Below are 6,451 nucleotides of genomic sequence, written 5' to 3'. Positions count from 1 at the left end.
CGCCAGGCCTGCCCGAACCCCTCGACCCCGACGGGAGTCACCCCCGCATGACAGATGCCGCCGCCCTCCCGGGCCAGCCCCGGGGCGGAGTCCTCAGCGGGCCCGCCACCGACCGCGCGGTCAACGTCCTCGCGCCCAACGCCTCCGCCATGACGCTGGACGGCACCAACACCTGGATCGTCGCGGAGCCTGACTCCTCCCTCGCGGTGGTCATCGATCCGGGCCCGCTCGACGACGCCCATCTGAGCCGGGTCATAGAGACCGCCGAGAAGATGGGCAAGCGCGTCGCCCTGACTCTCCTGACCCACGGTCACCCCGACCACGCGGAGGGCGCGGGCCGCTTCGCCGAGCTGACACGGACTCACGTACGCGCCCTCGACCCCGCCCTGCGCCTGGGCGACGAGGGCCTCGGATCCGGGGACGTGATCACCACGGGCGGCCTTGAGCTGCGCGTGGTCGCCACCCCCGGCCACACCGCGGACTCGCTCTGCTTCCATCTGCCCGCCGACCGGGCGGTCCTGACGGGCGACACGATCCTCGGCCGCGGTACGACGGTCGTGGCGCACCCCGACGGCCGTCTGGGGGACTATCTCGACTCCCTGCGCCGGCTGCGCTCCCTGGCGGTCGACGACGGCGTCCACACGGTCCTGCCGGGCCACGGGCCGGTCCTCGACGACGCCCAGGGAGCCGTCGAGTTCTACCTCGCGCACCGGGCCAGCCGGCTGGCGCAGGTCGAGACGGCCGTGGAGAACGGCCACACCGCGCCCGAGGCCGTCGTCGCACACGTGTACGCGGACGTGGACCGCTCCCTGTGGCCGGCCGCGGAGCTGTCGGTCCGGGCCCAGCTGGACTACTTGCGGGAACACGGCCTGATCTGAGGCCGAGTACGCGAATGGGCCCCGCCTCTCCAAGAGGCGGGGCCCATCCCCGTACAGAAAATCAGCGCCCAGAAAATCAGCGCGCAGAAAATGAACGCGCAGAAAATGAACGCCCAGACACAGCGTCAGCGCGACCGCTTGGCGAGCCGCTCCACGTCCAGGAGGATCACCGCACGCGCCTCCAGGCGCAGCCACCCACGCCCGGCGAAGTCCGCCAGCGCCTTGTTGACCGTCTCGCGGGAGGCGCCGACCAGCTGGGCCAGCTCTTCCTGCGTGAGGTCGTGCACGACGTGGATGCCTTCCTCGGACTGCACGCCGAAGCGGCGCGACAGATCGAGCAGGGCGCGGGCCACGCGGCCCGGCACGTCGGAGAAGACCAGGTCGGACATCTGGTCGTTCGTCTTGCGCAGGCGCCGGGCGACGGCACGCAGCAGCGCCGCGGCCACCTCGGGCCGGGCGTTGAGCCACGGCTGGAGGTCGCCGTGGCCGAGGCCGAGCAGCTTCACCTCGGTGAGGGCGGAGGCGGTGGCCGTCCGCGGACCCGGGTCGAAGAGCGAAAGCTCACCGATCAGCTCGCCCGGGCCGAGCACCGCGAGCATGTTCTCGCGGCCGTCGGGCGAGGTGCGGTGGAGCTTCACCTTGCCCTCGGTGACCACATACAGGCGGTCTCCGGGGTCGCCCTCATGGAAAAGCGCATCCCCGCGCGCGAGCGTCACCTCACTCATGGAGGCGCGGAGCTCCGCGGCCTGCTCGTCATCGAGCGCCGCGAAGAGCGGGGCGCGCCGCAGAACGTCGTCCACGAGTTCTCTCCTTGTCGACCTGCATCAGGGGACCGTGTTCCCCAGTTTGCCGGACGGTCCAAACAGTGTGATCAGTCACAAGTCTGCCGCACCGGCGTGGCGTGCTGTGCGGGAGGGGGCCAATTGGGGGCCGATCCATGAGGCCAAGGACGGATGTCAGTGTCGGGCTCTAGGCTGGCCGGGTGTCCAAAAAGCCGGTGAGAGCACAGGCCAAGGGGGCTGCGAAGGTGGCCGCACCCCAGGATTCCGCTGTGGGCGAACATGCGTCCGGGGAGTCGGGTAATGCGACAAATCAGGCAGGCGGGGCGCGTGCGGAGGGCACGCCCGCCGCCGCTCCGGCGCGTAGTACGCCCTCCGGGGGGAAGACCGGCCCCATAGCGAAGAAGCCAGCGTCCACCACGAGGAACTCCGAGCCCGCCGTGCCAAAGTCCACCTCCGCGTCCACGCCTGAGTCCACCGGCGCGTCCGCCTCTCCGTCCACCGGCGCGTCGAAGCCCGCGTCGAGCCCCGCGAAGAAGTCGGCGGCCCCCGCGATCAAGCCGCCCAAGATCCCCCCGCAGGAGTCCCGCACCGCCCTCGTCCGCCGCGCCCGGCGGATCAATCGCGAGCTTGCCGAGGTGTATTCGTACGCCCACCCCGAGCTGGACTTCGAAAACCCCTTCGAGCTTCTGGTCGCCACGGTCCTCTCCGCGCAGACCACCGACCTGCGCGTGAACCAGACGACCCCGCGCCTGTTCGCCAAGTACCCGACCCCGGAGGACCTGGCCGCGGCCGTCCCCGAGGAGGTCGAGGAGCTGATCAGGCCCACGGGGTTCTTCCGCGCCAAGACGAAGTCGATCATGGGCCTGGCGAAGGCGCTGCGGGACGATTTCGGGGGCGAGGTGCCGGGCCGCCTGGATGACCTGGTCAAGCTGCCCGGTGTGGGCCGCAAGACCGCGTTCGTCGTCCTCGGCAACGCCTTCGGCGTCCCCGGCATCACCGTGGACACGCACTTCGGCCGTCTGGTCCGCCGCTGGAAGTGGACCGAGGAGACGGACCCGGTGAAGGTCGAGGCGGCCGTCGCCGCGCTCTTCCCGAAGAGCGAGTGGACGATGCTCTCGCACCGCGTGATCTTCCACGGCCGCCGCATCTGCCACTCCCGCAAGCCCGCCTGCGGCGCCTGCCCGATCGCCCCGCTCTGTCCGTCGTACGGGGAGGGCGAGACCGACCCCGAGAAGGCGAAGAAGCTCCTGAAGTACGAGATGGGCGGCTTCCCGGGCCAGCGGCTCAAGCCCCCGGCGGACTATCCCGGAAAGCCCGCGCCTCCGCTGGCCGAGGGGTGAGACGGCGCGCGGTGGAACGAACGCAGGGGCAGAGAGCGTTGTCCAGAGACGGACGGGGGTGCCGATGACGCACGCGAACCACACGACCAGTACGACCAGTACGGCCAACACGCCGGGCGGGGCCCACAGGACCGCCCCGGACGGCGCGATGAATGGCCTCCTCAGCACTGAAGGCCTGCCCCCCTGGCTGACCCCCGTCGCCCGCGCCGCCGAGACCATCGAGCCGCTTCAGCTGAGCCGTTTCCTGCCCCCGGAGAGCGGCGCCGGGCGGCAGTCCGCGGTGCTCGTCCTCTTCGGGGAGGGCGAGCGCGGCCCCGAGCTGCTCCTGATGGAGCGCGCGGGCTCCCTCCGCTCCCACGCGGGGCAGCCCTCCTTCCCCGGCGGCTCCCTCGACCCCGAGGACGGCGACCCGCGGACGGACGGCCCCCTGCGCGCCGCCCTGCGCGAGGCCGAGGAGGAGACCGGCCTCGACCCCCGGGGCGTCCAGCTCTTCGGCGTGCTGCCGCGCCTTTTCATCCCGGTGAGCGATTTCGTCGTGACGCCCGTACTGGGATGGTGGCGCGTCCCGAGCCCCGTCGGCGCCGTCGATCTGAACGAGACCGCCCGGGTCTTCACGGTCCCCGTGGCCGATCTCACGGACCCGGCGAACAGGGCGACGGCGGTCCACCCCCGTGGGCACAGCGGCCCGGCGTTCCTCGTCGAATCCGCTCTGGTCTGGGGTTTTACGGCCGGAGTGATCGATAGAATTCTGCACTTCGCGGGCTGGGAGCGCCCCTGGGACCGCAGTCGGCAGGTCCCGCTCGACTGGCGCGCATGACAAGGTTGCGGGGACGTGGCGGCCGCGATGCGAGGCGAGGATTGAATCGGTGAACGTGCTGGACATCCTGTTGCTGCTCGCCGCGGTCTGGTTCGCGATCGTCGGCTACCGCCAGGGCTTCGTGGTCGGCATCCTCTCGGTGATCGGGTTTCTCGGCGGCGGACTCGTCGCCGTCTATCTGCTGCCGGTCATCTGGAACGCGCTGACGGACGACGAAGCGGCGGAGGTGAGTACGACCGCGGCGGTGGTCGCTGTCGTCATCGTGATCGTCTGCGCCTCGATCGGGCAGGCCTTCACCACCCACCTCGGCAACAAGCTGCGCAGATACATCACCTGGCAGCCCGCCCGCGCCCTGGACGCGACGGGCGGCGCGCTGGTGAACGTGGTGGCGATGCTGCTCGTCGCCTGGATGATCGGCTCCCTCCTCGCGGGCACGACGATGCCGACGGTCGGCAAGGAGGTGCGCAACTCCAAGGTGCTGCTCGGGGTCTCGCGCGCGCTGCCCGCCCAGGCCGACACGTGGTTCAACGACTTCTCCTCGGTCCTCGCGCAGAACGGCTTCCCGCAGGTCTTCAGCCCGTTCTCGAACGAGCCGATCACGGAGGTCCAGCCCCCCGACCCCAAGCTCGCCAAGAGCAAGGTCGCCACGACCGCCAAGCGCTCCATCGTGAAGGTCCGCGGCGAGGCCCGCAGCTGCGGCAAGGTCCTCGAAGGCACCGGCTTCGTCTTCGCCGACCGCCGCGTGATGACGAACGCGCACGTGGTCGGCGGCGTGGACGAGCCGACGGTCCAGATAGGCGATCAGAACCAGACGTACGACGCGAAGGTCGTCCTCTACGACTGGGAGCGGGACATCGCCGTACTGGACGTGCCCACGCTGAAGGCGCCGCCGCTGAAGTTCACGTCCAAGGAGGCGACGAGCGGCGCCGGCGCCATCGTCGCGGGCTTCCCCGAGGACGGGCCGTATGACGTCCGCCCCGCGCGCGTGCGCGGCCGCATCACGGCCAAGGGCCCGGACATCTACCACCGCGGCACCGTGCACCGCGATGTGTACTCGCTCTACGCGACCGTCCGCCAGGGCAACTCCGGCGGCCCGCTGCTCACCCCCGACGGCAAGGTCTACGGCGTGGTCTTCGCCAAGTCCCTTGACGACCCCGACACCGGTTACGCACTGACGGTGGACGAGGTGCGCGAGGACATCGAGCGGGGCCGCACCGCCAACCAAGAGGTCGACAGCCAGGGCTGCGCCCTCTAGAGAGCGAACGGGAGAGCGAGGGGGGAGGGAGCTGGGTCAGGCGCGCGTATGCCGGAGCCGCGCGGAGACCCAGCGGGCCCTGCGGCGGAGGATGCGGGGGATGCCCATGCCTTGAGGGGGGCCGTGATGGCCCGGATCCCGCGACCCGCCCCTCTCGCGGCTGTTCAGCGCTGCGGCCGAGCGGCGATTGCGTGCTACGTCACTGTAGTCGTGCGTCCAGCCCATACCCCGACGTTTGCCCGTGCCTCATGGTCGGTAACCGCGCCCGAGCGCCCCAATTGGCCTATGCGCCGGGCAATTGGCGTTCGTAGGACAAGTGTTCCCGTGCCGTTGGCCGAGCTGTTCCCGTGCCGTTGGCGGTGCCGTCGGCGGGCGGGGCTCAGCGGTCCGGTTCGGGGTCCTTCAGCCAGTTCACCAGCTCCGTGGAGAAGGCCACCGGGTCCTCCTCGTGCGGGAAGTGCCCGAGCCCGTCGAACAGCCGCCAGCGGTAGGGCGCTTCGACGTACTCACCTGACCCCGCCGCGCTCCTCGTACGCATCACGGGATCGAGCGAGCCGTGCAGATGCAGCGTCGGCACCCGCACCGGCCGCTTCATGCGGCGGTTGAACTGGATGCCGTCGGGCCGCGCCATCGACCGCACCATCCAGCGGTACGGCTCGATCGCGCAGTGCGCCGTCGAGGGGATGCACATGGCCCGCTGGTACGCCTCCACCGCCTCGTCCTCCGGCAGGCGGGGCCCCGACCAGTCCCGGACCAGACGCCCCACCAGGGCTCCGTCGTCCGCGACCAGTTGACGCTCCGGCAGCCACGGCCGCTGGAAGCCCCACACGTACGAGCCCGCGGCGGTCTGCTTCCTGTCGGACAGCATCGCCGAGCGCCAGCGCCGCGGATGCGGCATCGAGGAGACCGCGAGGCGGCGCACCAGCTTGGGCCGCATCACGGCCGCCGTCCACGCGAGATATCCGCCGAGGTCGTGGCCGACGAGCGCGGCGTCCGGCTCGCCGAGCGAGCGCACGACGCCGGTGATGTCGAGCGCGAGGTTGGCCGGGTCGTAGCCACGGGGGGTGCGGTCGCTGCCGCCCACGCCGCGCAGGTCCATCGCGACCGCCCGGAACCCCGCGTCGGCGAGCGCGACCAGCTGGTGCCGCCACGTCCACCAGAACTGCGGGAAGCCGTGCAGCAGCAGGACCAGCGGCCCGTCGCCCATCTCCGCGATGTGGAAGCGCGCCCCGTTGGCCGCCACGTCCCGGTGGGTCCAGGGCCCCTCGACGCGTACGGCCGAGGCCGGTTGCGCCGAATGGGCGGTGGCACCCAGCGTGGGGCCGAGCCGCGCGGGGGCGTGGTGCGTGGGGCCGTGCTGCGCGGGGCCGGCGGGGGCC

The 6,451-nt window shown here is 71.5% G+C and carries 7 protein-coding genes; 4 read left to right on the top strand and 3 right to left on the bottom strand.

The window, feature by feature from the left end; genetic code table 11:
* Positions 1-47: 47 nt before the first annotated feature.
* A complete protein-coding gene (locus GKQ77_RS24945; RefSeq protein WP_219691180.1) occupies positions 48-878 on the top strand; it encodes an MBL fold metallo-hydrolase in 831 nt (276 codons plus the stop codon).
* Positions 879-1,003: 125 nt separating this feature from the next.
* Here the strand turns inward: GKQ77_RS24945 and GKQ77_RS24940 are convergent, their stop codons facing one another.
* Positions 1,004-1,678: a Crp/Fnr family transcriptional regulator gene (locus GKQ77_RS24940; protein WP_016642758.1), complete on the bottom strand. Its 675-nt coding sequence runs from the start codon at positions 1,676-1,678 to the stop codon at positions 1,004-1,006.
* A gap of 419 nt (positions 1,679-2,097) precedes the next feature.
* Here GKQ77_RS24940 and nth point away from each other — a divergent pair, with 419 nt between their 5' ends.
* The 3 genes from nth (at position 2,098) to GKQ77_RS24925 (ending at position 5,072) form a co-directional block, all read left to right on the top strand.
* On the top strand, positions 2,098-3,000 hold the full coding sequence (gene nth / locus GKQ77_RS24935) for an endonuclease III (RefSeq protein WP_219691178.1): 903 nt from the start codon (positions 2,098-2,100) through the stop codon (positions 2,998-3,000).
* 148 nt (positions 3,001-3,148) lie between these two features.
* Positions 3,149-3,817, top strand: coding sequence for an NUDIX hydrolase (locus GKQ77_RS24930; protein WP_258021918.1), 669 nt, complete (start codon positions 3,149-3,151; stop codon positions 3,815-3,817).
* Between the two features lie 49 nt (positions 3,818-3,866).
* Positions 3,867-5,072 (top strand): MarP family serine protease, encoded by a 1,206-nt coding sequence (locus GKQ77_RS24925; protein ID WP_219691176.1) that lies wholly within the window; start codon positions 3,867-3,869, stop codon positions 5,070-5,072.
* A gap of 36 nt (positions 5,073-5,108) precedes the next feature.
* Here GKQ77_RS24925 and GKQ77_RS33625 read toward each other — a convergent pair whose 3' ends face one another.
* Together GKQ77_RS33625 and GKQ77_RS24920 are read right to left on the bottom strand one after the other, a co-directional pair.
* Positions 5,109-5,297, bottom strand: coding sequence for a hypothetical protein (locus GKQ77_RS33625; RefSeq protein WP_258021916.1), 189 nt, complete (start codon positions 5,295-5,297; stop codon positions 5,109-5,111).
* 154 nt (positions 5,298-5,451) lie between these two features.
* Positions 5,452-6,387 carry an alpha/beta fold hydrolase gene (locus GKQ77_RS24920; protein WP_219691179.1) on the bottom strand — a complete coding sequence of 312 codons (936 nt, stop codon included), beginning with the start codon at positions 6,385-6,387 and terminating at the stop codon, positions 5,452-5,454.
* Positions 6,388-6,451 lie beyond the last annotated feature (64 nt).

It is taken from the genome of Streptomyces anatolicus, assembly GCF_019400875.1.
GTDB lineage: Bacteria > Actinomycetota > Actinomycetes > Streptomycetales > Streptomycetaceae > Streptomyces > Streptomyces anatolicus.
The sequence above is the reverse complement of the archived record's forward strand: the minus strand, read 5'-3'. Positions and strand labels throughout refer to the sequence as shown.